This window comes from Chromobacterium amazonense (assembly GCF_001855565.1).
Classification (GTDB): Bacteria; Pseudomonadota; Gammaproteobacteria; order Burkholderiales; family Chromobacteriaceae; genus Chromobacterium; species Chromobacterium amazonense.
Genome location: NZ_MKCR01000003.1, coordinates 1 through 24,796, shown reverse-complemented (window position 1 = coordinate 24,796; position 24,796 = coordinate 1). Strand labels below are relative to the sequence as shown.

General features: G+C 63.4%; 24 protein-coding genes and 2 pseudogenes. 4 read left to right on the top strand and 22 right to left on the bottom strand.

Annotated elements, in window-relative coordinates; genetic code table 11:
• Nucleotides 1-109 precede the first annotated feature (109 nt).
• The 18 genes and pseudogenes from BI343_RS20710 to leuC form a co-directional block, all read right to left on the bottom strand.
• A pseudogene (locus BI343_RS20710) lies at nt 110-634 on the bottom strand (GNAT family N-acetyltransferase); the annotation flags it as partial.
• A 60-nt stretch (nt 635-694) separates the two neighbouring features.
• Nucleotides 695-1,033, bottom strand: a complete 339-nt coding sequence (locus BI343_RS02050) for a GNAT family N-acetyltransferase (RefSeq protein ID WP_071108457.1) — start codon at nt 1,031-1,033, stop codon at nt 695-697.
• Nucleotides 1,034-1,121: 88 nt separating this feature from the next.
• Nucleotides 1,122-2,147, bottom strand: coding sequence for a ribosome small subunit-dependent GTPase A (gene rsgA, locus BI343_RS02045; protein WP_071108456.1), 1,026 nt, complete (start codon nt 2,145-2,147; stop codon nt 1,122-1,124).
• A 409-nt stretch (nt 2,148-2,556) separates the two neighbouring features.
• Nucleotides 2,557-3,426, bottom strand: coding sequence for an acetyl-CoA carboxylase, carboxyltransferase subunit beta (gene accD / locus BI343_RS02040; protein ID WP_071108455.1), 870 nt, complete (start codon nt 3,424-3,426; stop codon nt 2,557-2,559).
• A gap of 73 nt (nt 3,427-3,499) precedes the next feature.
• Nucleotides 3,500-4,288, bottom strand: a complete 789-nt coding sequence (gene trpA, locus BI343_RS02035; protein WP_043624670.1) for a tryptophan synthase subunit alpha — start codon at nt 4,286-4,288, stop codon at nt 3,500-3,502.
• Nucleotides 4,289-4,300: 12 nt separating this feature from the next.
• Nucleotides 4,301-5,503, bottom strand: coding sequence for a tryptophan synthase subunit beta (trpB, locus tag BI343_RS02030; RefSeq protein WP_071108454.1), 1,203 nt, complete (start codon nt 5,501-5,503; stop codon nt 4,301-4,303).
• Nucleotides 5,490-6,161, bottom strand: coding sequence for a phosphoribosylanthranilate isomerase (locus BI343_RS02025; protein ID WP_071108453.1), 672 nt, complete (start codon nt 6,159-6,161; stop codon nt 5,490-5,492). The genes trpB and BI343_RS02025 overlap by 14 nt, the downstream gene beginning before the upstream one ends.
• Nucleotides 6,131-6,919, bottom strand: a complete 789-nt coding sequence (gene truA / locus BI343_RS02020; protein WP_043624661.1) for a tRNA pseudouridine(38-40) synthase TruA — start codon at nt 6,917-6,919, stop codon at nt 6,131-6,133. The genes BI343_RS02025 and truA overlap by 31 nt, the downstream gene beginning before the upstream one ends.
• 171 nt (nt 6,920-7,090) lie before the next feature.
• On the bottom strand, nt 7,091-9,541 hold the full coding sequence (locus tag BI343_RS19915) for a type IV pilus assembly protein FimV (RefSeq protein ID WP_071108452.1): 2,451 nt from the start codon (nt 9,539-9,541) through the stop codon (nt 7,091-7,093).
• Nucleotides 9,542-9,921: 380 nt separating this feature from the next.
• Nucleotides 9,922-12,147: a motility hub landmark protein FimV gene (locus BI343_RS02010; RefSeq protein ID WP_479686410.1), complete on the bottom strand. Its 2,226-nt coding sequence runs from the start codon at nt 12,145-12,147 to the stop codon at nt 9,922-9,924.
• Nucleotides 12,148-12,326: 179 nt separating this feature from the next.
• Nucleotides 12,327-13,337: an aspartate-semialdehyde dehydrogenase gene (locus BI343_RS02005; protein ID WP_071108451.1), complete on the bottom strand. Its 1,011-nt coding sequence runs from the start codon at nt 13,335-13,337 to the stop codon at nt 12,327-12,329.
• 130 nt (nt 13,338-13,467) lie between these two features.
• Complete coding sequence (gene asd / locus BI343_RS02000; protein WP_083340752.1) at nt 13,468-14,574, bottom strand: aspartate-semialdehyde dehydrogenase; 1,107 nt, start codon at nt 14,572-14,574, stop codon at nt 13,468-13,470.
• A gap of 255 nt (nt 14,575-14,829) precedes the next feature.
• Complete coding sequence (locus BI343_RS01995; protein ID WP_071108449.1) at nt 14,830-15,327, bottom strand: GNAT family N-acetyltransferase; 498 nt, start codon at nt 15,325-15,327, stop codon at nt 14,830-14,832.
• A gap of 135 nt (nt 15,328-15,462) precedes the next feature.
• On the bottom strand, nt 15,463-16,527 hold the full coding sequence (gene leuB / locus BI343_RS01990; protein WP_071108448.1) for a 3-isopropylmalate dehydrogenase: 1,065 nt from the start codon (nt 16,525-16,527) through the stop codon (nt 15,463-15,465).
• A 10-nt stretch (nt 16,528-16,537) separates the two neighbouring features.
• Nucleotides 16,538-16,855 carry a hypothetical protein gene (locus BI343_RS01985; protein WP_071108447.1) on the bottom strand — a complete coding sequence of 106 codons (318 nt, stop codon included), beginning with the start codon at nt 16,853-16,855 and terminating at the stop codon, nt 16,538-16,540.
• Between the two features lie 7 nt (nt 16,856-16,862).
• Complete coding sequence (leuD, locus tag BI343_RS01980) at nt 16,863-17,501, bottom strand: 3-isopropylmalate dehydratase small subunit (RefSeq protein WP_071108446.1); 639 nt, start codon at nt 17,499-17,501, stop codon at nt 16,863-16,865.
• 30 nt (nt 17,502-17,531) lie between these two features.
• Nucleotides 17,532-17,717, bottom strand: a complete 186-nt coding sequence (locus BI343_RS01975) for an entericidin EcnAB (protein WP_043624736.1) — start codon at nt 17,715-17,717, stop codon at nt 17,532-17,534.
• Nucleotides 17,718-17,817: 100 nt separating this feature from the next.
• The gene (leuC, locus tag BI343_RS01970) at nt 17,818-19,233 is read right to left on the bottom strand and encodes a 3-isopropylmalate dehydratase large subunit (RefSeq protein ID WP_071108445.1); all 1,416 of its coding nucleotides are present in this window, start codon (nt 19,231-19,233) and stop codon (nt 17,818-17,820) included.
• Between the two features lie 101 nt (nt 19,234-19,334).
• Here leuC and BI343_RS01965 point away from each other — a divergent pair, with 101 nt between their 5' ends.
• The 3 genes from BI343_RS01965 to BI343_RS01955 all read left to right on the top strand — a co-directional run bounded on the left by BI343_RS01965 (nt 19,335) and on the right by BI343_RS01955 (nt 21,494).
• Nucleotides 19,335-20,111, top strand: a complete 777-nt coding sequence (locus BI343_RS01965) for a helix-turn-helix transcriptional regulator (RefSeq protein WP_071108444.1) — start codon at nt 19,335-19,337, stop codon at nt 20,109-20,111.
• Nucleotides 20,112-20,182: 71 nt separating this feature from the next.
• Complete coding sequence (locus BI343_RS01960; RefSeq protein WP_139165608.1) at nt 20,183-20,968, top strand: hypothetical protein; 786 nt, start codon at nt 20,183-20,185, stop codon at nt 20,966-20,968.
• A gap of 37 nt (nt 20,969-21,005) precedes the next feature.
• Entirely contained in the window at nt 21,006-21,494 is a 489-nt protein-coding gene (locus tag BI343_RS01955) for a hypothetical protein (RefSeq protein WP_071108442.1), read from the top strand.
• Nucleotides 21,495-21,498: 4 nt separating this feature from the next.
• Here the strand turns inward: BI343_RS01955 and BI343_RS01950 are convergent, their stop codons facing one another.
• From BI343_RS01950 to BI343_RS01935, 4 genes are all read right to left on the bottom strand, one after another.
• The gene (locus BI343_RS01950; RefSeq protein WP_071108441.1) at nt 21,499-21,879 is read right to left on the bottom strand and encodes a nuclear transport factor 2 family protein; all 381 of its coding nucleotides are present in this window, start codon (nt 21,877-21,879) and stop codon (nt 21,499-21,501) included.
• Nucleotides 21,876-23,024, bottom strand: a complete 1,149-nt coding sequence (locus BI343_RS01945; protein ID WP_071108440.1) for an MFS transporter — start codon at nt 23,022-23,024, stop codon at nt 21,876-21,878. The genes BI343_RS01950 and BI343_RS01945 overlap by 4 nt, the downstream gene beginning before the upstream one ends.
• 70 nt (nt 23,025-23,094) lie before the next feature.
• Nucleotides 23,095-23,496, bottom strand: coding sequence for an RNA-binding S4 domain-containing protein (locus BI343_RS01940; protein WP_071108439.1), 402 nt, complete (start codon nt 23,494-23,496; stop codon nt 23,095-23,097).
• Nucleotides 23,496-24,146 carry a fumarylacetoacetate hydrolase family protein gene (locus BI343_RS01935; RefSeq protein WP_071108438.1) on the bottom strand — a complete coding sequence of 217 codons (651 nt, stop codon included), beginning with the start codon at nt 24,144-24,146 and terminating at the stop codon, nt 23,496-23,498. The genes BI343_RS01940 and BI343_RS01935 overlap by 1 nt, the downstream gene beginning before the upstream one ends.
• Before the next feature lie 269 nt (nt 24,147-24,415).
• On the opposite strand from BI343_RS01935, the pseudogene BI343_RS01930 reads away from it, so the two are divergent.
• Nucleotides 24,416-24,796 (top strand): annotated as a pseudogene (locus tag BI343_RS01930) (class I poly(R)-hydroxyalkanoic acid synthase); the annotation flags it as partial.

The following is a 24,796-nucleotide window of genomic DNA, read 5'->3' as shown; positions in this document are numbered from 1 at the left end:
CCAGTCTCGAGACTTTCCAGCATCCGGCCTGCACATCGTCGCGATGGACAAAGCCATGGCGCAGATAATGCGCGCGCAAAGCCGGTCTGGCGGCGTCGCAATCCAGCCCCACATAGCGCAAACCCTGCGCCGCAGCCATATCAAGCGTATGGCGAACCATGGCCGCCACCACACCCTGCCCGGCAAAGTTGCGGCGCACGGCGATGCGGTGCAGGAACACCGACTCCCCCGCCGCCGCATCTGGCCAAAACAAGGGATCGTCATATTGAATTTTGACCACGCCCAGCCTCTCGCCGGCCCTCTCGATATAATGAAACCAGCCTGCCGCCACGTCCGCCGCCATCCGCTCGACAGCCATCTCCTCCGGCAGCCACATTTCGCGTCCGCCCGCGCGCAGCCACGCCGCGGCTTCGGAAAGAATATCGGCGACGCATTGCGTCTCATCCGGCCGGGCCCGCAACAGACACAGGCCGCCGCTTGCCGCGCGGTAGCGGACAAACTCTATGTCATCGACCAAGCAGCCGCCCACGGTATCGTTATCCGGCAACACCTGGCCACGGACAAAGCCGGCTCGCTCCAGCACCCGCATCGAGGCCTCGTTGCCCCACGTCACCGTCGCGCGTTGCTCATGCACGCCTTGCCCTGACAGATGGCCAGCCAAGGCCAATACCGCCTCTCTGGCGTAGCCCTGCCCTCAATATTCCGGCCCGAAGCAATAACCCACATTCACGGCGACGCCATCGGCGCGGACATCCGCATCCAGCGCGCCCAGCCAAGCGCCGTCCCCCGCTCGTTGCGCGGCCCAGCCGGAAAAATACTCCTCGCGCTCGCCTGTCCCCTGCAGCCTAAACTCGCCCCAGCGGCGCGCCAAGGCTGAAACGGACTCCGACTGACGCATCGAAATCCAGTCGTAAATCCGCGCTTGCCGCAGCAAGGGAAATAACGCTTCGGCATGCTCTGGCCCCAGCGGCCATAAGCGCAAGTGAGGCGTGGCGATGGGCGCGGCCTCGCCCTCTCGGTTCCAAACTCTCATATCGCTCCTTCAATCTGGCGGGTACCCCGCGCCGCGGGGTAATCCGCCGCCATCGACATACAACAGGCCCGGCAGGCCGGGCCTGCCCCTAGCGACGCCGCGCCGCCTTGTTGCGCGCCTTCCATTCCCGGCGTTGCTGCTGGCGTTGCAGCGGGCTCTGCTCCAACCTCCGCGTCTCACGCAACAGCTTGTGGTAATTGCGCAGCCGATCTGCGTCTACCCCGGCCCTCACCGCGCAGCCAGGCTCCTCCAGGTGGCGGCAATCGCGGAATTGACAACGATCCGCCAGCTCGACGATGTCGGTGAAGCTGCATGCCAATGCCCGCTCGTCTAGCGGCGCTTGCAGGCCGCGCACGCCGGGCGTGTCGATGATGCAGGCGCCGCCCGGACATGGCAGCAAGGTGCGCGCCGTCGTGGTATGGCGGCCTCGGCTATCGTCGTTCCTGACATCGCCCACGGTCTGGATCGCCTCGCCCAGCAGCGCGTTGCTGAGCGTGGACTTGCCAGCGCCGGACGAGCCCAGCAGCACCAGGGTCTGCCCCTCGCCCAGCCAGGGGGCAAGCGCCTCGCGGCAGCTCGGGTCATTGCCGTTCAGCGCCAGGATGGGTGGCGCGGGGCGCAGGCGACGCTCCAATTCCGCGACCCTATCTGCGGTGTCGGCGCACAGGTCTGCCTTACTCAACACCACCACCGGCGCGACGCCGGCGGACGCCGCCAGACCCAAATAGCGCTCCAGGCGGCGCGGGTTGTAGTCGCCGTCCAGGCCCATCACCAGCAACGCGGTGTCGACGTTGGACGCGTAGACCTGGCGCGCGCCTTCTTCATTAAAGCGCGCCAATTGATTGAACGGCTCCAGTCGGTCGATCAGCCGCCACGGCCCTTCCGCCCGCGGCTGGCACAGCGCCCAATCGCCTACCGCCAGCTCGCCATGCACATGGTGCAAAGCCTGGGCCTGCCATTCGGACTCGCCGTCATGCCCCCAAATGCAATCGCGCTGCACGCGGCAGACGCGGACCAGTTGTCTATCTTGATCGCCGGCCAAGACCAGCGCTTGCTGCAGCAATAGCGGCGTCAGGCCGATAGCGGCCAGGCGCGAGAAATCGAAATTCAGCATCAGAACTCCTGCGAACGCTCGCAAGCCGACACTGCCCGGCAGCGCCAGGCTTGATTGAGCTTTAAGAAAAGAAAGAGGAAATCAGCCTGGCGGACAGGCGGATGTCACCGCGCGGATGCGGTAGAAGGGAACAAGCGGGGAACGGTCGCCGAACGGCGACGATGGACTAGCGTGGAAAACGATTCAAGCGATGCTGCCGCATCCGGAAACCGCTACGCCGACTTGCCCTTGCGCGTCAATGTCGAATCTATCCATCTTGCAGTCTCCTTGCGTAGTATGATCGGAAGCCTTCAGCATGCCATAAGCAAATCAATATGTCATTTGATATTGTCGGCTATCGTCTCAGTTAAAACAAAACCCGCGCCGTCATGCAACGGGGCGGGTTGAGCGCGAAGGCAGGCAAGCTTCCTTATACGGCAGTCGGCTCCTTCATCAGCAAGGTAATCATGCTGGCCACTTTGCGCTTCAGCTCGCGGCGGTCCACCACCATGTCCACGGCGCCCTTATCCAGCAGGAACTCCGCGCGCTGGAAGCCTTCCGGCAAGGTCTCGCGCACAGTCTGCTCGATCACGCGGGCGCCGGCGAAGCCGATGCGCGCCTTGGGCTCGGCCATCACCACATCGCCCAGGAAGGCGAACGAGGCCGATACGCCGCCCATGGTCGGGTCGGTCAGCACGGAGATGAACGGCAGCTTGTGGTCGGACAACAGTTGCAGCGCGGCGCTGGTCTTGGCCATCTGCATCAGCGAATTCAAGCCCTCCTGCATCCGCGCGCCGCCGGAAGCGGCCACGCAGATGAACGGCGCCTTGGCCTCCACGGCCGCGCGCACGCCGCGCACGAAGCGCTCGCCCACCACCGAGCCCATGGAGCCGCCGATGAACCGGAATTCGAACGCGGCCACCACGGCTGGCAGGGAGTGTATGCTGCCTTGCAGCACCACCAGCGCGTCGTCCTCGCCGGTATCGCTCTTGGCCGCGCTCAGGCGGTCGGGATACTTCTTGCTGTCCTTGAACTTGAGGATGTCCACCGGCTTGACTTCCTCGCCCACCTCGCGGCGGCCTTCCTCATCCAGCAGCAGGTTCAGGCGCTGACGCGCCGTCAGCGGATGGTGATGGCTGCATTTGGGGCAGACCTGCAGATTGCTTTCCAGGTCGGTGTAATACAATACGGCTTCACATTCCGGGCACTTGCTCCAAAGCCCCTCGGGCACCGCGGAAGGCTTGTCGGCGCGGTTTTCGCGCTTGATCTTCGGCGGGAGGAGCTTATTCAACCAGCTCATGCTGACTCCTTGAATCTAAATGCGCGGGACGGTTCCCTGCGCATGAACGGGGGCGATGGCCCCCGTCGATGTTCTAGCGGATGGCGGCCTTTAGTTCGGCCACCAGACGAGTTAACTGCTCTTTGGCAGTTTCGGGTGTCGCCGCCTCAATTTCCTGTACCAGCCTGCTGCCCACCACCACGGCGTCGGCAGCGGTGGAAATGGCCTTGGCAGTCGCGGCGTCGCGAATCCCGAAGCCTACGCCTATCGGCAGCGGCAATTGTTGTCTGAGGGCAGCAATTTTACGCGCTACGTCGTCAATGTCCAGATGTCCCGCGCCGGTGACGCCCTTCAGCGACACATAATAAACGTATCCGCGCGCCAGTTTGGCGATTTCCGCCACCCGCGCCGGCGGCGTGGTGGGCGCGATCAGGAACACCGTATCCAGTCCTTGGGCATCCAGCGCCGCCTGCAGATCGACCGCCTCTTCCGGCGGACAATCCACCGTCAGCACGCCGTCCACGCCAGCGGCCTTGGCGCGCTTGGCAAATTCGGTATAGCCCATCGCGCACAAGGGGTTCAGGTAGCCCATCAGCACAACGGGCGTCACCTCATCGGAACGGCGGAACTCGGCCACCATTTCCAGCACATGGCGCAACCCCACCTTGTGCGACAACGCGCGCTCGGAGGCACGCTGGATCACCGGGCCATCGGCCATCGGATCGGAAAACGGCACGCCCAGCTCGATGATGTCGGCACCGCCTTCCACCAGGCCGTGCATCAGCGACACGGTCAGGCCGGGATGCGGATCGCCGGCGGTGATGAAGGGAATCAGGGCTTTTTTGCCCGCCAGCTCGGCAAAGCGTTTTTCTATGCGTGACATGCGGCGCTCTCCTTACAGAGTAATGCCGGAGAGACCGGCAACGGTATTGATGTCCTTGTCGCCGCGGCCGGACAGGTTGACCAGGATCACCTGATCCTTGCCCATGCTCGGCGCCACCTTGGCGGCCCAGGCCAGCGCGTGGCTGGACTCCAGCGCCGGGATGATGCCTTCCAGATGACAGCAGTCGTGGAAGGCCCGCAGCGCCTCGTCATCATTGATCGCCACGTATTCGGCGCGGCCAATGTCTTTCAGATAGCTGTGCTCCGGGCCGACGCCCGGATAATCGAGGCCTGCCGACACCGAATGCGTCTCGATGATCTGGCCATCCTCGTCTTGCATCAGATAGCTCTTGGCGCCGTGCAGCACGCCCACTTTGGCATCCGAGCTGAGCGGCGCAGCATGCTTGCCGCTGGCGATGCCGTGCCCGCCAGCCTCTACGCCCACCATGCGCACGCCCGGCACGTCGATGTACGGGTGGAACATGCCGATGGCGTTGGAGCCGCCGCCGACGCACGCCACCACCACATCGGGCTGGCGGCCGATCACTTCCGGCATCTGCACCTTGGCTTCTTCGCCGATCACCGACACGAAGTCGCGCACCAGCATCGGGTACGGATGCGGGCCGGCAGCCGTGCCCAGGATGTAGAAAGTGGAATCGACATTGGTCACCCAGTCGCGCATCGCTTCGTTCAACGCGTCCTTCAGCGTCTTGGAGCCGGATTCCACCGGCACCACGGTGGCGCCCAGCAGCTTCATGCGGAACACATTGGGCGACTGGCGCTTGACATCCTCCGCGCCCATGTACACCACGCATTCCATGCCGTAGCGCGCGGCGACGGTGGCGGTGGCCACGCCGTGCTGGCCGGCGCCGGTTTCGGCGATGACGCGCTTCTTGCCCATGCGGCGCGCCAGCAGCGCCTGTCCGATGGCGTTGTTGATCTTGTGCGCGCCGGTGTGATTCAGGTCTTCGCGCTTCATCCAGATCTGCGCGCCGCCCAATTGCTCGGACCAGCGCTTGGCGTGGTAGACCGGACTGGGACGACCCACGTAATGCTTCAGTTCATGGCGAAACTCATGCCAGAACGTCGGATCGGCCTTCACGCGAGCGTATTCTTCTTTCAACTGGTCCAGCGCCACCATCAAGGTTTCGGCGACATAGACACCGCCATAAGGGCCGAAATGGCCCTGCGCATCCGGAAAATCATACCGATCCATGTCTTGCTCCTGATATGAAGGCCGCCATTCTGGCAGCATCTTTGATTCCCTTGGCCGCCTCCACACCGCTGGAGACGTCCACCGCCGCCGGCTTCACCCGGCGCACGGCTTCTTCGATATTGTGTTCGTCCAGGCCGCCGGACAGGATCAACGGCAAAGGCAGATCGTCCGGCAGCAGGGTCCAGTCAAACGTCGCGCCGGTGCCGCCGTGCGCGCCCTCGACAAAGGCGTCGGTGAGCAAGCCGCGCGCATCCGGGTAGGCCGCGGCCCATTGCCGCAGATCGACACCCGGCTTCACCCGCACGGCTTTCAGATACGGACGGAGGAACGAGCGGCAGAATTCGGCGCTCTCCTCGCCATGAAACTGCAGCACATCGACGGCGCAGGCGCTCAGCACCTGCTCCACCCATTCGCGCGCGGGGTTGACGAACAAGGCCACCACGCTGACGAAAGGCGGCAGCGCCGCGATCACCGCGCGCGCCTGCTCAATGGACACATTGCGCGGGCTCTTGTCGTAAAACACCAACCCGATGGCGTCGGCGCCCAGGCGGGCCGCTTCCGCGCCGTGTTCCGGCTGGGTGATGCCGCAGATCTTGATTCTGACCACTGTCTTTTCTCTGTTAGCTGCTAGCGCAGTTTCAAGCGCCCGGCCTCGCATTGCGACGGCAGGCCAAACGTCTCCGGATAGCCTACGCCGGTCAGGTACAGGCCATCCGGCATGAAGGTGGGCGGCGCGCAAGTGCGGTCGCGCGCTTCCAGCAGCGACTGCATGCCCGCCGCGTCCAAAGCCCCCTTGCCCACGTACAGCAGCGCGCCCACCAAATTGCGCACCATATGGTGCAGGAAGGCATCGGCAACGAGGTCGAAGCGGAGCAGTCCGCCATCTTCTACGATATCCAGCCGCTGCAAATCCTTCACCGGCGACTTGGCCTGGCACTCGGAAGCGCGGAAACTCGAAAAATCATGCCGGCCGAGCAGACGCTGCGCCGCCTCGCGCATCGCATCGACATCCAGCGCCTGATGATACCAGCCCACCTTGCCCGCCAGCAGGCAGGAGCGTACCGGGTGCGTCAGCAAAAAATAGCTGTAGCTGCGGGAAAAAGCGGAAAACCGGGCATGGAAGCCATCGTCCACCTCCCGCGCCCACACCACGGCGATTTCCGGCGGCAGCAAGGCATTGACGCCGCGCACCCAGGCATTCAGCGGGCGACTGGCGTCGGTGTCGAAATGCGCCACCTGCATCGCCGCGTGCACGCCGGCGTCGGTGCGTCCGGCGGCCACCGTGGAGATGTCGCGGTTGCCCGCGATCCGGCCCAAGGCCTGATTCAAGATGTCCTGTACCGTATTGCCGTGCGGCTGACTTTGCCAGCCGGCAAACGCCCGGCCGTCATACTCGATGCCGAGCGCGATTCTCATACCCAATCATCCATTCGTTCCCCGGCCTCGCGCGCCACTGCCGCCAGCGAGACCGTAAAACCCCCACTTTATCCTATCCAGGCAGGTTTGCGCCACGCCCCGCCCCCCAGAAAAACGAATGGCACCGCCATCCAGGCCGGTGCCATTGCCGACAAAACCGCCAAACTGCGCTTACCTGCCGTGCTGCGCCTCCCGCATCAGTGTCTCGGCCGTTTCCTTGTCGCCCATTTCCATGTACAGCTTGGCCAGTTCCATTTTCTCCATATCCACATCCGGCGTCGCAATGGGCGGCGTCGGCTTGGCGGCCGTTGCCGCAGGCTTGGCGGCTGGTGCAGGAGCGGCAGCCTGCGGCGGAGGCGCTGCCAGCTCAGGGGCGGCAGCCGGCGCGCGCGGAACAGCCGCTGGAGCCGTCTCCGCCTGAGGCTTGACCGCGGCGGCAGGCTCGGCCGCCATGCCAAACAAAGCATGGCCCGGCACCGTGCTCCGCCCCAGCTCGCAGATGCGTTGCCACATTGTGCTGTCTGGATTGAACATGTCCTTGGCCGACATCGCCTCCTGCAGGAAGGCGTCCTTGTCGGGCTTGGACGCCAGCACCTCCAGCAACTTGAAGCGCAGATCCTGCCGCATCGGCTCCTTTTCCAAACCTGCGCGAAGCACTGCCACGGCCTGGTCGGAGCGGTCGTATGCCAAATACACCTCGGCCTCGGCCATCACGTCCACCGCGCCCAGATCGGCGCCATCATCCTTTTTCAACGAACTCATCAAGCCCGCCAACGGCCCCAGCGCCAGACGCGAGCTCCCTCCCGCAGACGCTTCGCCTGCATCCTCCTCCTGCTTGCCTTGCCTCTTGCGGCGGATCAACAGCAAGGCCACCAGGCCGAGCGCCGCCGCCGCGCCGCCCAGCTTGATCTGTACGTCGCGGTCGCCCAAGACGGAAAGCGCGTCATCCACCACGCTTTCCGTGGCCGGCTTCGGCGTCAGCGGATGCGACGGCGTCGTGGGCGCTGGCGCATTGACCGGAGCAGGAGTCGGCGCCGGCGCCGGGTGCGGCATGGGTTGAGTGGCCGCATCGGCCGCCTTCGGCATCGAAGACACCGCCTTCACTACCGGCTGCGGCTTCGCCGCTGCGCTCTTGGCCGGCGCCATGGCGGCAGCCGAGGCCGCAGCGCTCTTGTTTTGCGCGGAGGGCATGGCAGGCTTGACGCTCGCCTCGTGCTTGGCTGCCTGCGCAGCGGCGGCCGCTTGCGCCGCCATCGGCATGGAGGCCGCGGCCTTCGCCTTGCCTTGCTGCAAGGATCGTATCTTCTCTTCCAATGCGCGGGTGCGCTCCTCGGTCTCCTTCAAGGCCTGCTCCTGGAAGTGCAGGCGATCGCGCATCTTTTGCTCTGCGGCCAAAACGGCCGGCGACGAAGCAGGCCGGGCGATGGCGGCGGGCCTGGCCGCGCTGGCCTCCTGTTTCGCCATGGACTTGGCTTCGGTCGACACGCCCTTTCCGGCCTGATCGGCCTGTCGCCCCTGATCCAGCAATTTGGCCATGGCGCCAGGCGACGCCGGCGGCTGAGCCTGCTCCGACGCGTCCTTGCGAGCCGGGTCCCGCATTTTCCATTCGGCCGGATAGCGTAAATCCGCCCCCGCCAGCAGGCGGTTGGCGTCGCCCCGGATGAAGGCGTCCGGGTTATCCTTCAACAGGCGGGCGGCCACATCCTCTCCCTTGGCGTGGCCATGCATGCGCGAGGCGATGGCGGACAGCGTATCCCCCTTCACCACTTTGTAGGACTTGGCCGATTCGGCCGCCTGCGGGGCGTGATCCGCGGCTTTGGCTTGAGCGCCGGCCGCTCCCGCTCCTTCCAAAGCCAACACATAGGATTTCTGCGCCTTGACGCTGCCGGCCGCCACCTCGACCCGGAACGCCAATTGCGGCAGGGTGATGGGCACCGACGAAGCCAGCGTCAACATGCGCCGGCCATCGGCGGATCGCTCATGCTGATACGAGATGGAGGACACCTGTCGCAGCAATTCCTTGACCTGGCCGCTCTGGGAGGTATCGGCGTAGATAGCCACCTGCAACTGCTCCGCCTTGTCGAATACGCCGCCCAGCAAGGGCAGTTCCGCCATCAAGGGTTCGCCCAATCGAGAATTGACGCGTATGTCGCCAAGCCCGGCGCCATCCAGTCGCGACCCCTGATCCGGTGTTGCCGCATGATGCTTGCCGTCGTCGTTGGCCGGAGGCGGAGCCTTGCGGCGCGGACCATCGCGCTTGTAATCGACCTCGAACTCACGGACCAGCCTGCCATCGGGCCAACCCACTTCCACGGCGAAGCGCAGCAAGGGCTCGCCGAAGCTCGATGGCCCCTTGACCAGCACTTTCTGCAAGTGGCCGTCGCTTCCGCGAACCAAGCTGAATCGCAGCGTCGGCGCGGAGCCGCTGTAAGCCGAAAGCAATGGATAATTATTGCGGTCGGCCAGGTTGACCTGGGCAAAATCCTGTATGTCCTCATTGACTACCGGGATTTCGGCGGAAAACGCCTCGCCATCGGCCGACAGCACATGAATGGGCCCCAGGCCCGCCTGCGCTGCGGATGCGCTCCCCAGTCCCGCCAGCAGCAGGGCCAAACTCGCCATGCGTAAATTTGCAGCCATCTTGGACGTTCCCAACCTTTTGCCTGTTCTGTTTTTAAACGGACCCGCCGCCGCGGCCCCTCTCGCCCTACGCGCGGACGAGCTTAGCATTCGTTGCAATTAAACCTTATAGCAGTTTCGATTGGCAATCTTAGGTGACTTTCCAATCGCCAAGGTCATCAATATTAAAATAGGCATAAAAAACGCCGCCGCAAATCCATAAAACCGCGAAACGCTTTTTATGCGTAGCCGATATCAGCAGGCGTGTCGCGCCCTGATGGCCATCTAGTTATGCGCCATCGGCGCGCATACGGCATGAAAAATGGCCGCCTGCGCGAAATCGGGCAAGAGCGGCCATTTGCGGCGGCGGATGACTCTCAGGCTCAGCTGCTGATTTTGTCCAGCAAGGCCTGGGCCTCGTCTTTTAACGCCCCCTGCGCCTCGCTCAATAAATCCTGCAGCACTTCGCGGGCGCCTTCGCGGTCGCCCATGTCGAGATATACCTTGGCTAGATCCAATTTGGTGGACAAGGGGTCATCCAGCACAGACATGCCTTCGGCCTGCGCGCCGGCGGCGGGCGGGGCCTCGGCAGGCGTTTCCGCCAGCATGTCCGCATACAGGGACTCCAGCCCTTCCGCCTCCTCTGCCGGCCCCTCCTCCGCTTTGGGCGGCTCGGCCTGCACGGCATCAAGGTTGAAGTCGAAGTCCAGCAAATTGCCTTCCGGGGCTGCCGGCTTGGCGGCCTCCGCCGTCGGCTCCGGCGGCAGCATGGCTTCCAGATCGAAGTCCAGCACGTTAGGCTCTTCCTCGCGCTTGGGTTCGCCTGCCGGCAGATCGAACAATGCGGCCAGGGGATCGGCCTCGGGCGCGGGCGCCGCTTCCGCCGCTTCGGCGACGGCAGCCTCGCCATCGGGAGCGAACAACTCTTTATCCAGATCAATCGCCTCTTCAGGAGCGGCCGGCGCCGGCATGGCCGGCATGGCGTCGTCGCCCGATTGATACAAAGGATTTTCCGGATCGATGGCCCGCCCCAGCGTGACCGTCTTGGCCCACATCGCGCCGCGGCCGTCAAATGCCGCTTGCATTTCCCGCGCCAAGCGTTCGAAGCTCGCGGTATCGGGCCGCGCGGCATACACCTCCATCAGCTTCATCCGCACTTCGTGGCGCGACGGGTCCTTCAACAGCGCGTCCTTGAGAATTTCCTCGGCCTGCTGATCGCGGCCATAGGCGATATACACCTCCGCCTCGGCCACCGGGTCCACCTCGGCGGCGTCAATCGCGCCGGCTGCCTGAGTGAAGTTGCTCATGAAGGAGTTGGAGCCGCCAGCGGCAGTTGCGCCGGCCCCCATCACGGTGGCGCGCCCCAAAGCGGCTCCCGCAGCGGCGTCACGCGCGCCGGCGCGGCGCCTGGCGACCATCACGCCCAACAATCCCAACAAGCCGACGACTGCGACGCCGCCGCCGATCAGCGGCAGATTTTCCATCACGCGGCTCATCAAAGACGGCTGCGGCGGCGGTGGAGGCGGCGCAAGATGGACGGGCTTGCGCTTGGGCGCCGGATGCGGTTCGGCCGGCTTTTCCATCGGTTTGGGCGCGCTGGCGACTGGCGACGGGACGGGCGAACTGGCTGGCGCGGCCATAGGGGCCGGCGCCATCGCCGCGGCAGATGCCGTCTTGGCGGGCGGAATCACGCCGGCGGCCTGCAATGATTTCAGTTGCTGCTCCAGCGCCGTGATGCGCGCCGTGGCATCCTGCAGCGCTTTTTCCTTGGCATTGATCTGTTGCTGCAAGTCATTGAGTTTGGCGCTGTCGGCGCCGTCTCCCGGCACCAGCTTGAGCACGTCGCCGCCCGCCTTGCCGCCCGATGCGGCCGATTGCGCCTGCGGCTGCGACGCCGCGCTCGCGACCGGGCCGAGGATGCTGCTGACCTGCTCGGCCGACAGCGCCTTGATCTTGCGCGCGCCCGGCACTTTCAGAACCGAACCCGGCTTGGGATGGTCGACATCTCCCTGATCAAAGGCGTCAGGATTGGCCTGGGCCAGCGCCGCCATCGTCTGGCGCACGCTGGCGCCGCGCGGTTTGACTTTCAAGGCCAGCGAACGCAAGGTGGCGCCCTGCTTGACCTTCAGCTCGGTGGGAACGGCCGGCGCCTGTCTGGCCGGCGCGGGGGATTGGTAGCGGGAGGCCTGGTCGCTGTCGGCATAGCTGGGCACATCCTGCACGATGTTCTGCCCGCCGGGATTGTAGTTCGCCGGGTCCAGCAACACGGTGTACTCCCGCACCGAGCGGCCGGACGGCGCGCGCGCCTCGACGACGAAACGCAGGTAGGGATCATTGATGGGGCGGGTGGAACTGACGCGGATCGTCGCGCCATTGGCGCGTGGATTCAGCGCGAAGCGCAGCGTCGACAGCGAGGAGGCATAGTCGACGTTCAATGCCTGAAAGGTTTCGATGCCGGCGAGGCCCACGCGGACGGCGTCCATTTCGCCTGGCGTCACCCCGGTCATTTCGATGTCCGCCCTCAGAAGCTCCCCCAGATTGGAGCGGACATAAATCTTCCCCAATCCGGCCCAGGCGCACGCGGAACACGCCAGACCGATCAAAAGCATGCCAAGCTTGATTTTTCGCTGATTTCTCACTGTCTACCTTCCGGCATTGTCGCATTTATGTGATTTTATTGGCGCGAGCCCGCCTCCGGGATGGCGGGCAACTGCTGCAATCTTAGGCTCTGGCAGCAAGTTTAGCCAGATGTCACAACAGCCGCGCCCTGCGCCTGCCCTGGATGAGATTACATCAGCGTGCTCTGCCCGGCCAGAATCTCCGCGATGCGCACGCAGTGGATGGCCGCGCCGGCTTTCACGTTGTCAGCCGACAGCCACAAGCTTAACACGTTGCCATGGCGGCGCAGCCGGCTGATCCAGATCCCTTCGTTGCCCGTCGCTTCCATCGGCGTGATGTAGCCGCCGTGCTGTTCGCGGCCGACCACCTGCAATCCTGCTGCCTTGAGCCGATTTTGCACTTGTTCGAGGTCAAACTCTTTATGCAATTCGACTTGAACTGCCCAGGAATGGCCAAAAAACACCGGCACGCGCGCGCAGGTCACTTCCAGCTGTTGCGGCTGCAAATTCAGCAGGCGGGCAGTTTCATCGCGCACCGAACGCTCTTCTTCCGAATCGCCATCGGCGTCGACCTCGCCGATTTGCGGCAGCACGTTGAAGGCGATGCGCTTGGCGTAGACATTGACCTCGGCGTCGCGCTGCGTAAACAGCGCAGTGGTCTGGTCGGCCATTTCCTCCATCGCCTTCTGGCCGCTGCCGGAAACCGCCTGGTAGGTGGATACCGTGACGCGCGCGATGCCCAGCGGCAGCAGCGGCGCCAGGGCCAGGGCCAGCGGCGTCACCGTGCAATTGGGCACGGCCACCAGCGGCGCGCGGCCCAGGTCTTGCAGCTCGGCGGCGTTGATCGCCGGCGCCACCAGCGGCACGCCGGCATCGTGGCGGAAAGCGGAGCTGAAATCCACCACCGCCGCGCCGGCGTCGCGCGCCTGCGGCACGTATTGGCGCGAGACCTCGCCGCCGGCGGCGAAGATGGCCAGACCGACGTTCTCGAAATTGAACTCGTCCACCGGATGCACGTCCAGCTCCAGATTGCCCAGCGACACGGTGCTGCCGTCCTGCTCGGCGCTGTCCACCGCGAACACGCGGGCGGCCGGGAAATTGCGTTCGGCCAGCAGTTCCAGCACGGCCTGGCCCACCAGGCTGGCGGCGCCCACTACGGCGATTTGCAGAGAAGTCGACATATCTTGTTCCTATCGTTACCGCCGACGGCGCGGACCGCCGGCATTGCAATGCGAAAAGGGCACCGAAGTGCCCTTGAATTCTGTCAGCCCCGGCAAGCGCCGGAGCGAGGCTTGGCGCCTATTCTACCCGTCAGCGCGCGATCAGGATACGCAGCATGCGGCGCAGCGGCTCGGCCGCGCCCCACAGCAGCTGGTCGCCGATCACGAAGGCGGACAAGTACTCGCCGCCCATGTTCAGCTTGCGCACGCGGCCGACGCCGACTTCCAGCCCGCCGGTGATGGCCGCCGGGGTCAGCTCCTTGACCGAGATGTCGCGATCGTTCGGCACCCACTTCACCCAGTCGTTGCCGGACTTGATGATGGCTTCGATCTCGTCAAGCGGCAGATCCTGCTTCAGCTTCACAGTCAGCGCCAGGCTGTGGCAGCGCATGGCGCCGATGCGCACGCACAGGCCATCCACCGGAATCACGCTGGCGGTGCCGAGAATCTTGTTGACTTCGGCCTGGCCCTTCCACTCTTCCTTGGACTGGCCGTTGTCCAGCTGCTTGTCTATCCAGGGGATCAGGCCGCCGGCCAAGGGCGCGCCGAAGAACTCGGTCGGCACGTCTTCGCGGATGGCCTGTGCCACTTTGCGGTCGATGTCCAGAATGGCGGAAGACGGCGTGGCCAATTCACCTGCCACGGCGGCGTGGATCACGCCCATGCCCTTGAGCAGTTCGCGCATGTGGTTGGCGCCGCCGCCGGAAGCCGCTTGGTAGGTCATGGACGACACCCAATCGACCAGGCCTTCGCGGAACAGGCCGTTCATGCCCATCAGCATGATGGAGTTGGTGCAGTTGCCGCCGATGTAATTCTTGACGCCCTTCGCCAGCCCCTGCTCGATCAGGCCCTGGTTGACCGGATCCAGCACGATGATGGAGTCCGCTTCCATCCGCAACGTGGAGGCCGCGTCGATCCAGTAGCCGTTCCAGCCGGCCGCGCGCAGCTTGCCGTAGACTTCGGTGGTGTAATCGCCTCCCTGGCAGGTGACGATCACGTCCATCGCCTTCAGTTCCTCGATATTGGCGGCGTCTTTCAAGACCGGCACTTCGCGGCCGATGTCCGGCGCCTTGCCGCCGACATTGGAGGTGGTGAAGAACACCGGTTCGTCGATGGCGGCGAAGTCGTTTTCTTCGCGCATGCGTTGCATCAGCACGGAACCCACCATGCCGCGCCAGCCTACAAAGCCTACTCTCACTGTAAATCTCCCGAGTCTGTCCTAAGTCTGATTCGTGAATCGCGCCCCGTCTTGCGCGGAGCGGCGATGAAAATTTTGTTACCTCATTGTGCAGCGCGCCACCGCGTCAGGCAATGGGGTAAATAGCTTTTATTGTGAAGGTAGGCAGAACAATCGATTCAAGAAAACTCAACCACGCTGGCCGCGCCAGTCGCGCCGTGAAACTCGACTTCGCCAAGCCCGGCCCTCCGCGCGTACAGACGCATCCGCCGCGCGCTAGGCCAATGGCGCATCGCTCAAAACAGAGTAAGCCAACCCATCCAGCGTGAACGAGGCCACTTCTCGCATTCCCAGTCTCAAATGGGCGGTCAGCGACGCCGTGTTGTCCTCGCGTATGAATAATATCGCCTCGCGTCCGGGCAAGGCTTGCCGCAAAGACGCATAAAGCTTGCGCGGCAAGCCCGTGCCGCGTGCGGTCTGCGCCACGCACACCGGGCCATACACATAAGCGCCGGGGCTGCCAGACCAGGCCCGGAGCATGGCTTGCACGGGCGGCGCGTCCGCCAAACGATGGGCGTCGGTACTGAACAGCACGCCGACCACCTTGTCTTCGCGCACGGCAACCACCGTGCAGATGGCCGCGCTGAGCATGGCCGCCACTTTTTCCGTGGGAAATTCGCCGGTCAGGGAGCCGCCCTGCGAAGGCGCGTTCTCCTGCAGCAGTTGCGCAATGCCCTCAAGATCCGCAAGCGTTGCCAGACGGATGACATGCATGAAGCTTCTCCAGCAATTTAGCGCCGCTAAAAATACCTGTTTAGAGAACCCGACCCAAGGCGCGCCGACGCGGGCAGCGCAAACCGTACGGCAAGGAGGGGCAACCCGCGGGGTCAGGGATTTTGTTCACCGGTTTTACAGGGCGGCCACCACCGCGTCGCCCATGCCGGAGCAACTGACCTTCTCGCAGCCGGCTTCAAAGATATCTCCGGTGCGATAGCCCTGCGCCAGCACCTTCTTCACCGCGCTCTCCACGCGTTGCGCGGCGGCTTCTTCGCCAAAGCTGTAGCGCAGCATCATCGCGGCGGACAGGATGGTGGCCAGCGGATTGGCCAGGTTCTGGCCGGCGATGTCCGGCGCCGAGCCGTGGCTGGGCTCGTACAGGCCCTTGTTGTTCTGATCCAGCGAGGCGGACGGCAACATGCCGATGGAGCCGGTCAGCATCGAGGCCTCGTCGGACAGGATGTCGCCGAAGATATTGCCGGTGACCATCACGTCGAACTGCTTGGGGTTGCGCACCAGCTGCATGGCGGCGTTGTCCACGTACATGTGGCTGAGCTCCACCTGCGGATACTCGCGCGCCACGTCTATCATGATCTCTTTCCAGAACTCGGTGGTTTCCAGCACATTGGCCTTGTCCACCGAGCAGAGCTTTTTATTGCGCTTCATGGCGATGCCGAAGGCGACATGGGCGATGCGGCGCACTTCGCTCTCGCTGTAGCGCATGGTGTTGTAGGCCTCGCGCTCGCCCAGCTCGTTGACGGCGATGCCGCGCGGCTGGCCGAAGTAGATGTCGCCGGTCAGCTCGCGGACGATCATGATGTCCAGCCCCGCCACCACTTCCGGCTTCAGCGTCGAGGCGTTGGCCAGCTCCGGATACAGAATGGCCGGCCGCAGATTGGCGAACAGGCCCAGGTCCTTGCGGATGGCCAACAGCCCGCGCTCAGGCCGCAGCGGACGCTCCAGCTTGTCGTATTGCGGGCCGCCGACGGCGCCCAGCAGCACGGCGTCGGCTTCGCGCGCCAGTTTCTGCGTGGCCTCGGGATACGGCACGCCATACTGGTCGTAAGCGGCGCCGCCCAGCGGCGCATGCTCGGTTTCGATCTTCAGACCGTCGCGACGCAGCACCTCCAGCACGCGTTCGGCCTGGGCGATGATTTCGGGGCCGATGCCGTCTCCCGGCAGAATGGCGATCTTCATGGTTTCTTCCTTATTTCCGTTTATCTTCTTCGCGCCGGGTCAAGCGATCCACCAGCGCCTTTTCGCAACATTTGAATACGATGTAGGCAGCCATCGCGGCATAGCCGGACAACAGCAATTCGCCCAGCTGGCGCAGCGCGCCGTCCATCGCCGCCTGCCAACCCGCTTCCAGCCACACCTTCAGATTCAGCTGCAGCAGCAAGGCCAGATTGATGGTGCCAAGCCCGAACAGCAGAAAGCTCAGTCCCAACAGCAGAAAACAGGCTACAGGATGGCGATGGAGCCACGCCATGCCGCCCCTACCGCCGCGCTTGGCCGCGTCGCTCATTTTGCGCTCAGGCGAACAGCCAGGGCTGTTCGGCGCGGCGTTTGGCTTCAAAAGCCCGGATATCGTCCGCGTGCCGCAAGGTCAGGCCGATTTCGTCCAGGCCGCCCAGCAGGCACTGTTTGCGGTGCTCGGTGATGTCGAACAGGAAGGCCTGGCCGGACGGCGTGCGCACGGTCTGCGCCGCCAGGTCCACCGTCAGGCTATAGCCCGGCGCGGCTTCGCATTCGCGGAACAGCTGATCCACGATGTCCGCCGCCAGCACGATAGGCAGCAGGCCGTTCTTGTAGCAGTTGTTGAAGAAGATGTCGGCGAAGCTGGGCGCGATCACCACGCGGAAGCCTTGGTCGTCCAGCGCCCACGGCGCATGCTCGCGGCTGGAGCCGCAGCCGAAGTTTTCCCGCGCCAGCAGGATTTGCGCGCCCTGATAGCGCGGCTGGTTCAGCACGAAGTCCGGATTCAGCGGCCGCTGGCTGTTGTCCATGCCAGGTTCGCCGTGATCCAGATAGCGCCACTCGTCGAACAGATTGGGGCCGAAGCCGGACCGCTTGATCGACTTCAAAAACTGCTTGGGGATGATGGCGTCGGTATCGACATTGGCGCGGTCCAACGGACAGACCAAGCCCTGCAAGGTGGTGAATGCTTTCATATTGCGCTCCCTGTTCAGGATGGCGCGGGGTTAGTCGGCGGTGCGCTTGATCGCTTCGCCGCCTTTTTCCACCGCGTTGCCGATCGCCTTGCCAGCCTTCTGCAGCCCATGCTCCACGGCCTGCCCGCCTTCCTTGGCGTCGGTCTTGATGCCTTGCACGGTGTTGCAGCCGCCCAGCAGCAGGACCAGGCTCAGCCAGACTATCGGTTTGTTCATGATGCGATGCTCCATATTGCGATGGACAGCCTTTCTGTCCGACAGGATTGAATCAGACATCCATTCTACCCTGTCGCCGCCGGCGGTCCACCGCCGCCGCTCACTGCGCCGCCAGCCGCCTCACATCGACGAAATGGCCGGCCACCGCCGCCGCCGCCGCCATCGCGGGGCTCACCAGATGGGTGCGCCCGCCCTGGCCCTGGCGGCCTTCGAAATTGCGATTGGACGTGGAGGCGCAGCGCTCGCCCGGCAGCAGCCGGTCGGCGTTCATCGCCAAACACATCGAACAGCCCGGCTCGCGCCATTCAAAGCCGGCGGCGGTGAAAATCTTGTCCAAGCCCTCGGCCTCGGCCTGCGCCTTGACCAGGCCGGAGCCCGGAACCACCAGCACCTGCTTGACGCTGGCGGCCTTCTGCCGGCCCTTGGCCACCGCGGCGGCTTCGCGCAAGTCCTCGATGCGGCTGTTGGTACAGGAGCCGATGAACACCACGTCCACCGGGATCTGGTCTATCGGGGTATCCGCCTGCAGGCCCATATAGGCCAGCGCGCGCTCGATGCCGGCCTTTTTCACCGGATCGCTTTCGCGCGCCGGATTGGGCACCTTGCCGCCCACGCCCACCACCATTTCCGGCGAAGTGCCCCAGGTGACTTGAGGCTGGATCTCGGCCGCCTGCAGGACGATGACCTCGTCGAAATGCGCGCCGTCGTCGGAATGCAGCGTGCGCCAGTAAGCCACGGCCGCGTCCCACTGCTCGGCCTTCGGCGCGTACGGACGTCCCTTCACGTATTCAATGGTCTTGTCGTCCACCGCCACCAAGCCGGAACGCGCGCCGCCTTCGATCGCCATATTGCACAGCGTCATGCGGCCTTCCATGCTCAGGCTGCGGATGGCCTCGCCGCCAAACTCGATGGCGTAGCCGGTGCCGCCGGCGGTGCCGATCTTGCCGATGATGGCCAGCGCCACGTCCTTGGCGGTGACGCCCGCGCCCAGCTGGCCATCCACCCTCACCAGCATGTTCTTGGACTTCTTGGCCACCAGACACTGGGTAGCCATCACATGCTCCACTTCGGAGGTGCCGATGCCATGCGCCAGCGCGCCGAAAGCGCCATGGGTGGAGGTGTGGCTGTCGCCGCACACCACGGTCATGCCCGGCAGCGTGGCGCCCTGCTCCGGCCCCATCACATGGACGATGCCCTGGCCCTTGTCTTTGAATGGAAAGTAGGCCAGCGCGCCGAATGCCTTGATATTGGCGTCCAGCGTTTCCACCTGCTGGCGCGAGATCGGGTCCTTGATGCCTTCATCCCAGTGGTCGGTCGGCGTATTGTGGTCGGCGGTGGACACCACTGAATCCACGCGCCACAGCTTGCGGCCGGCCAGCTTCAAGCCTTCGAAGGCCTGCGGGCTGGTCACTTCGTGCACCAGGTGGCGGTCGATATACAACAGCGCCGTGCCATCGGCTTCCTGTCGCACTACATGGCTGTTCCACAATTTGTCGTACAAGGTTTGCGCGGTCATGTTGCGGCTCCTCGGGTCGTCGTTGCACACATCTTTGACCAGCTTTGATCCTGTTACAAGATAAGCCGTTATACTGGTATAAAAACCAACAGGATCGTCATATGGAATCATCCTCGTCCACGCCGCTTGGCGCCTTTCTGCGCGCCCACCGCGAACGGCTGACGCCGCAACAGGCTGGCCTGCCCAGCGGCCCGCGCCGCCGCGCCAAAGGCTTGCGGCGCGAGGAAGTGGCGCAACTGGCCGGCATCAGCCCCACCTGGCTCACCTGGCTGGAACAGGGCCGCACCGAGTCGGTGTCGGCCCATACCCTGAGCCGGCTGGCGGCCGCACTGCAATTATCCGGCGCGGAAACCGACTATTTGTTCGACCTGGCCGGGCTGAAGAACCCCAAGGACAAACGCGCCGAGGCCAACCCGCAAGCGCGGGAAATCCTGGCAACCATGTTGCCGCACATCGCCATCCCGGCCTATGTGCTGGACCGCCATTGGCGGGCCGTTGCCTGGAACGCGGCGGCGGAACAGTTGTTTTGCGGCTGGCTGGGCAATCCGGAAGCCAGCCGCAGCCAACTCGACTTCATCTTCCTGACGCCGGAGGCGAAGACCTTCATCGACAACTGGCCGGAACGGGCGCGGCGCATCGTGGCGGAGCTGCGGGCAGACCTGGGCCAGCAACTGGATGATGTGGAAACGGCGGCCATGCTGGAGAGGCTGCGCCGGGAAAGTGCGGACTTCGAATGTTTCTGGCAGCAACAGGATGTGCTGGAACGCGAAGGCGGCGAACGCGCCTTCCATCATCCGGCGCTTGGCCGACTGCACAAGCGCCAGATCACGTTGCGGCCGGCCAATGCCCCGGAACTGAAGCTGGTGATGTTGCTATGACATTGATGTATCATATTGCACTCATTCGCCCGCAAGGCACGCGGCGTCTGGCAATGTGAAAAAGGAAAACCATGTCATCTGCAAAGAAGTGGCTGCTCACCGTATCCCTCAGCATGCTGGCAAGCAGCGCAATGGCCGACAGTCTATCCCCGCAAGAAGAGCAGGCCTTACAACAAATCCACCAGTTCTACAGCAAGCAGATCGGCCGCGCGCCGACGCCACAAGAGGAGCAAGCCATGTTGCAGCAATGGCGGGCCAGCATGCTCAATGTCTCCGTCAAAGCGGCACAAATCAATGCCATGGCAGGCGGACAGATATCCCTTGAAAGCACATCCGCCGGCTCTGGCTCTATAACGCCACCCAACTCAAATGAGCAAACCGTGGCCAAGCAATTGGCCGCTCTGGGCAAACCCAAAACCGGCATCAGCATTGTTCAGGCACGAGATGGACTCAAAATCGATGGTAGCAGCTATCTTGATCCCTCAGGCACCATCCGCAATTATGCCTTCGACAGCTTGACCGGAGACATTACCTACTCGGTTCAATCCGGCCCACAACTGGTCTACAAATATCTGCGCGCCGGCAGCCCTGCCGAGCCCATCACCATCGCTACCGCCCAGCCTGCTGGCGGCATATGGCAAGTCACCACTGCAAGCGGCAAGCAAATCAGCGGCAACACCGTCACCCCCATTGCGAAGGGAGTCATGGTATCCCGCGGCAGCTCAGCCTTCCGCTATGTACCAGGCTGGGGCGTCAAGTCCGTATCCATCCCGGACGGCTGGGAAATGGCGCAATTCCAACGCGGCAATGTGGGTGCAACCAATTTCGTGCTATTGGAAATAGCAATACGTTCATGATGGCGGCTTAGGCGATATTTTCTCAACCGTCAAAAGCATGGGCGCGCTGGTGGGCCTGAACAAAAAAGAAGATTATGCCCTGTTCAATCTGGAAAACAGCAAGCTCTATCCGCTCAATATCCAAGTTGATGGCAAGATGCGCAGTGTCATGTCCAATTGCCGTCAAAAAAACGCTCTAGTCAACGAGTGCAGCACGATGACCAGTTATGAGTCGCTCTACAGCGACTTGGGCCCGAACTTTGGCCATTACTACTGGAAAGTCGGCTGGTACAACACCCCGCAAGGCCCGATTGCCATAACAATGGAGAACGGCATCAATGATGTTTACGTGCTGGACCTGAATACGGGCAAGAAAGTCTCCGCCTTCCATAGGGGCATGGGCATCACCTCGCTAGCGATGGCTCAACAGGGGGATGGCCGCGTCAGAATGAATGCCAACTGGATGTTTGAAGACCACATAATCGAAGACGCCCATAAGCACTTGGCGGAACAAACAGACATCAACAGCGCCCAGACAGAGCAGTAAAAGATCACAAGGCCGGCGGCCCCAGGTGTTCCTGCAGCAGCCGCCAGCCTTGCGCATCCTTGATCAAGGTGCAGCTGCCTCGGCCATGCCCTTCGGCTGGCTGGCCATCCACCTGCCCGCGCCAGGAAAATGCATAGACACAAGCGGCGAAGCTTTCTCCGACATGCGTCCAATGCAGATCGGCGATGCGGTAGTCTTCGCCGCGTATCCACTCGAAGGTCTGGCGGATGCCCTCGCACACCGCCGCCTTGCCTTTGAAGGTGCCCTCGGAAAACACGAAACAGACGTCCTCGTGCAGCCATGGCGCCGCTTGGCGCCAGTCATGGGTGGCCAACGCCCGCTTGTAAGCATCCAAGGCCTGTTGCGGAGTGTCAGCGCGATTCATCGAACTCCCCGATGCGGAGGCTTGAGCCAACGCAGGCACACAAACACGCCTACCAAAGCCGCCGCGGCCGACATGGCAAAGGTTGGCAGCACCCCGCCATGCGGCCAGATCAAGCCGCCTATCAGCCCGCCGCCGCTGCCGCCCACGCCAAACGAGGCGATGATGTACAGTCCCTGCGCCCGGCCGTGATGCTGCTCGGCGAACAGGCGGTTGATCAGGCCTATGGCCGAAGCATGATGCAGGGCATAGGTCAACGCATGCAGCGCCTGGGCAAAGGCGGCGATCGCCGGCGAGGCCAGGCAGGTGGCGATCAGGCCGAAGCGCAGCACCGCGGCGACTAGCGATGTCAGCATCAGCGCCTCCAGACCGAAACGGCGCATGATGCGCGGCATCAGCATGAACACGCCGATTTCCACGATCACGCCCAACGCCCACAGCATGCCCACCGCGCCCTTGTCGTAGCCAAAGTCCTTCAAACCCAGCGAGTAAAAGGTGTAATAAGGGCCATGGGCGAAGGCCTGCAGAAAACAGCAAGCAAACAGGGCAATCACCATCGGCTTTTTCAGTGTGTCCCATATCGGGCCGGCCTGTTTGGATCGACTCTGCGTCACCACATCAGGCACTTTGAAAGCCGTCAGCGCCACGCCTACCAACAAGGCCGAGACTATCCATGGCGTGGCGGCGATGCCCATCCAGTCCAACAGATAGCCGCCGGTCATCGCCAGGCAGACGAAGCCGATCGACCCCCATACTCGCACCCGGCTGTAACGGCCGGGATTGTCGCGAGTGAGATAGGCGGTGCTGGCCTCCACCAGCGGCAGCGCCGCCGCCCAGAAGAAGTGCGACACCGCCAGGCAGACGAATATCCACCAAAAGCCGTTATGCAGGCCCACCAGGCAAAAACTGGCGGCGGACAGCACGGACGTGGTAATGATGATGTTGCGGCGGCGGCCGCTTTTGTCGGCCAACCATCCCCAGAAACCCGGAGCGACAATCCGGGCAAACGTGGACAGGGCCATCAGGATGGAAATCTGCCAGGCGCTGAACGACAGCGACTCCAGATACAGGCCCCAGAACGGGCTGAACATGCCCTGGAAAGTAAAATAGGTGAAGTAAAACCCGGCGAACGGCAACAGCGACTGCATTTTTTATCTTTCTAGTGGTTCCATGCCTGGCGCCATCCGGCGCCAGGCCGGACTGGCGCCGGACATACGGCTAATACGACGACTTGAAACGCGTGATCTCGCGCCGCGCCTTCTTGGTGGGCCGGCCTTCGCCATGCGGGAAGCTGGCATGCTCGGCCTTCAGCAGCAGCACCCGCTCCGCGCGCGCCGCGACCGACGCCTCGTCTTCGCGGTACATCAGCACGGCTTCCTTGGTCGGCCGGCGCTGCGTGGCCAGCTGCAGCACTTCCACCTTGTACTCCAGCTGATTGATGCGCAGGAAAAGCTGGTCACCCTCTTTCACCACGCGCGACGCCTTGACCCGCTCGCCGTTGACCAGCACCGGCCCCAGCTCCAGCGCCTCATGCGCCAGCTGGCGGGTCTTGAAAAAGCGCGCCGCCCACAGCCACTTGTCCAGACGGACCTTGCCGTCATCGTGCTCTTGCTGCGCCATCACGCCACCTTCCAGCCGGCCGAGACATGGCCGTGCAATTCGAGTCGCAGTTCATCGCCGGACACGATGCGCGCCACGCCTTCCGGCGTGCCGGTGAAGATCAGGTCGCCATCGGACAGGCCATACAGGCGGGACAGATAGCTGATCTGCTCCGCCAGCGAGAACAGCATCAGCCCGGTGTCGCCGTGCTGCCGCAATTGGCCGTTGACGCGCAGATCGAATGTCAGCCGCTGCGGATCGCCCACGCTAGCGGCCGGCACCAGCGTAGACACGCAGGCCGCGCCGCGAAAGCCCTTGGCCTTGGTCCACGGATGCCCCTTGCTCTTGGCCTCGCCCTGCACGTCGCGCGCGGTCAGGTCCAGCCCTATGCCGTAGCCGGCGACATGGCTCAGCGCCCGTTCCGGCGCGATGTCGTCGCCGCCCTTGCCGATCAGCGCCACCAGCTCGCATTCATGATGCACATCGCGCGAATACTCCGGCAGCCGGATAAGAGACGATTCGTCCAGCAATGAGGACGTGGGCTTCAGAAAAACCAGCGGCTCGCTTTCCACCGCATTGCCCAATTCCGCGGCATGCGCGGCGTAATTGCGGCCGATGCAGAAAATATTGCCCACCCGAACAGGCTGTAAACCAAGTTTTACACTTGCCATTGCAATTCCTCATGACTTGTTCGGTCAATTATCCCACAGCGAGATGCAAAAGCCATACTTTGGCGCAGTAGGCGCTTTGGCACTCTTGTGCATTGCAACAACAGAAGCCGTCGATTTCCCGCCAAGCACTGCTTTTAACAGCCGCATGGCGTGAAAATGTCATGCGATCCTGTTACAGTTTGCAGGTACATCTGCTTGACTATGCATTCCAGACAGACAGATTCAGACAGGCTTCGATAACGATTTAAGTACGTATCAGGAGATTCATCTTGTCCCAGAATAACACCGCCTCGCTGGAAGATTTTTTCGCCGGGCTTTCCGCGGCCAACCAGCAATGGATGCAGCAGTTTGTCAATTCCCTGTCGCTCGGCCAGGGCCAGTCCGATGCCTCCCATCCGCTGACCGGCGCCTGGTCGCAGCTGATGAGCCAGACCAATCAGCTCTTGCAGCTGCAATCCAGCCTCTACCAACAGCAATTGGGCTTGTGGACGCAATTCCTCGGCCAAACCGCCGGCAACGACGCTTCCGCGCCGCCAGCCAAGCCGAGCGACCGCCGCTTCGCCTCGCCGGAGTGGGATGAGCATCCGTTCTACAGCTTTCTCAAGCAGAGCTATCTGCAAACCTCCAAGTGGATGATGGAGCTGGTGGAC

Coding starts and splice junctions, on each gene's coding strand:
- BI343_RS01975 (WP_043624736.1), bottom strand. CDS start 17,717: ATGAACAAACCGATAGTCTGGCTGAGCCTGGTCCTGCTGCTGGGCGGC.
- BI343_RS02010 (WP_479686410.1), bottom strand. CDS start 12,147: ATGCTTTTGATCGGTCTGGCGTGTTCCGCGTGCGCCTGGGCCGGATTG.
- BI343_RS01940 (WP_071108439.1), bottom strand. CDS start 23,496: ATGGCGCAGCAAGAGCACGATGACGGCAAGGTCCGTCTGGACAAGTGG.
- BI343_RS01955 (WP_071108442.1), top strand. CDS start 21,006: ATGGGCGCGCTGGTGGGCCTGAACAAAAAAGAAGATTATGCCCTGTTC.
- BI343_RS02025 (WP_071108453.1), bottom strand. CDS start 6,161: ATGCGAGGCCGGGCGCTTGAAACTGCGCTAGCAGCTAACAGAGAAAAG.
- accD (WP_071108455.1), bottom strand. CDS start 3,426: ATGAGCTGGTTGAATAAGCTCCTCCCGCCGAAGATCAAGCGCGAAAAC.
- trpB (WP_071108454.1), bottom strand. CDS start 5,503: ATGGATCGGTATGATTTTCCGGATGCGCAGGGCCATTTCGGCCCTTAT.
- truA (WP_043624661.1), bottom strand. CDS start 6,919: ATGAGAATCGCGCTCGGCATCGAGTATGACGGCCGGGCGTTTGCCGGC.
- leuB (WP_071108448.1), bottom strand. CDS start 16,527: ATGAAGATCGCCATTCTGCCGGGAGACGGCATCGGCCCCGAAATCATC.
- BI343_RS01935 (WP_071108438.1), bottom strand. CDS start 24,146: ATGGCAAGTGTAAAACTTGGTTTACAGCCTGTTCGGGTGGGCAATATT.
- BI343_RS02005 (WP_071108451.1), bottom strand. CDS start 13,337: ATGTCGACTTCTCTGCAAATCGCCGTAGTGGGCGCCGCCAGCCTGGTG.
- BI343_RS01960 (WP_139165608.1), top strand. CDS start 20,183: ATGTCATCTGCAAAGAAGTGGCTGCTCACCGTATCCCTCAGCATGCTG.
- leuC (WP_071108445.1), bottom strand. CDS start 19,233: ATGACCGCGCAAACCTTGTACGACAAATTGTGGAACAGCCATGTAGTG.
- leuD (WP_071108446.1), bottom strand. CDS start 17,501: ATGAAAGCATTCACCACCTTGCAGGGCTTGGTCTGTCCGTTGGACCGC.
- BI343_RS01965 (WP_071108444.1), top strand. CDS start 19,335: ATGGAATCATCCTCGTCCACGCCGCTTGGCGCCTTTCTGCGCGCCCAC.
- trpA (WP_043624670.1), bottom strand. CDS start 4,288: ATGTCACGCATAGAAAAACGCTTTGCCGAGCTGGCGGGCAAAAAAGCC.
- BI343_RS02050 (WP_071108457.1), bottom strand. CDS start 1,033: ATGAGAGTTTGGAACCGAGAGGGCGAGGCCGCGCCCATCGCCACGCCT.
- BI343_RS01950 (WP_071108441.1), bottom strand. CDS start 21,879: ATGAATCGCGCTGACACTCCGCAACAGGCCTTGGATGCTTACAAGCGG.
- BI343_RS01945 (WP_071108440.1), bottom strand. CDS start 23,024: ATGCAGTCGCTGTTGCCGTTCGCCGGGTTTTACTTCACCTATTTTACT.
- BI343_RS01985 (WP_071108447.1), bottom strand. CDS start 16,855: ATGAGCGACGCGGCCAAGCGCGGCGGTAGGGGCGGCATGGCGTGGCTC.
- BI343_RS19915 (WP_071108452.1), bottom strand. CDS start 9,541: ATGGCGAGTTTGGCCCTGCTGCTGGCGGGACTGGGGAGCGCATCCGCA.
- rsgA (WP_071108456.1), bottom strand. CDS start 2,147: ATGCTGAATTTCGATTTCTCGCGCCTGGCCGCTATCGGCCTGACGCCG.
- BI343_RS01995 (WP_071108449.1), bottom strand. CDS start 15,327: ATGCATGTCATCCGTCTGGCAACGCTTGCGGATCTTGAGGGCATTGCG.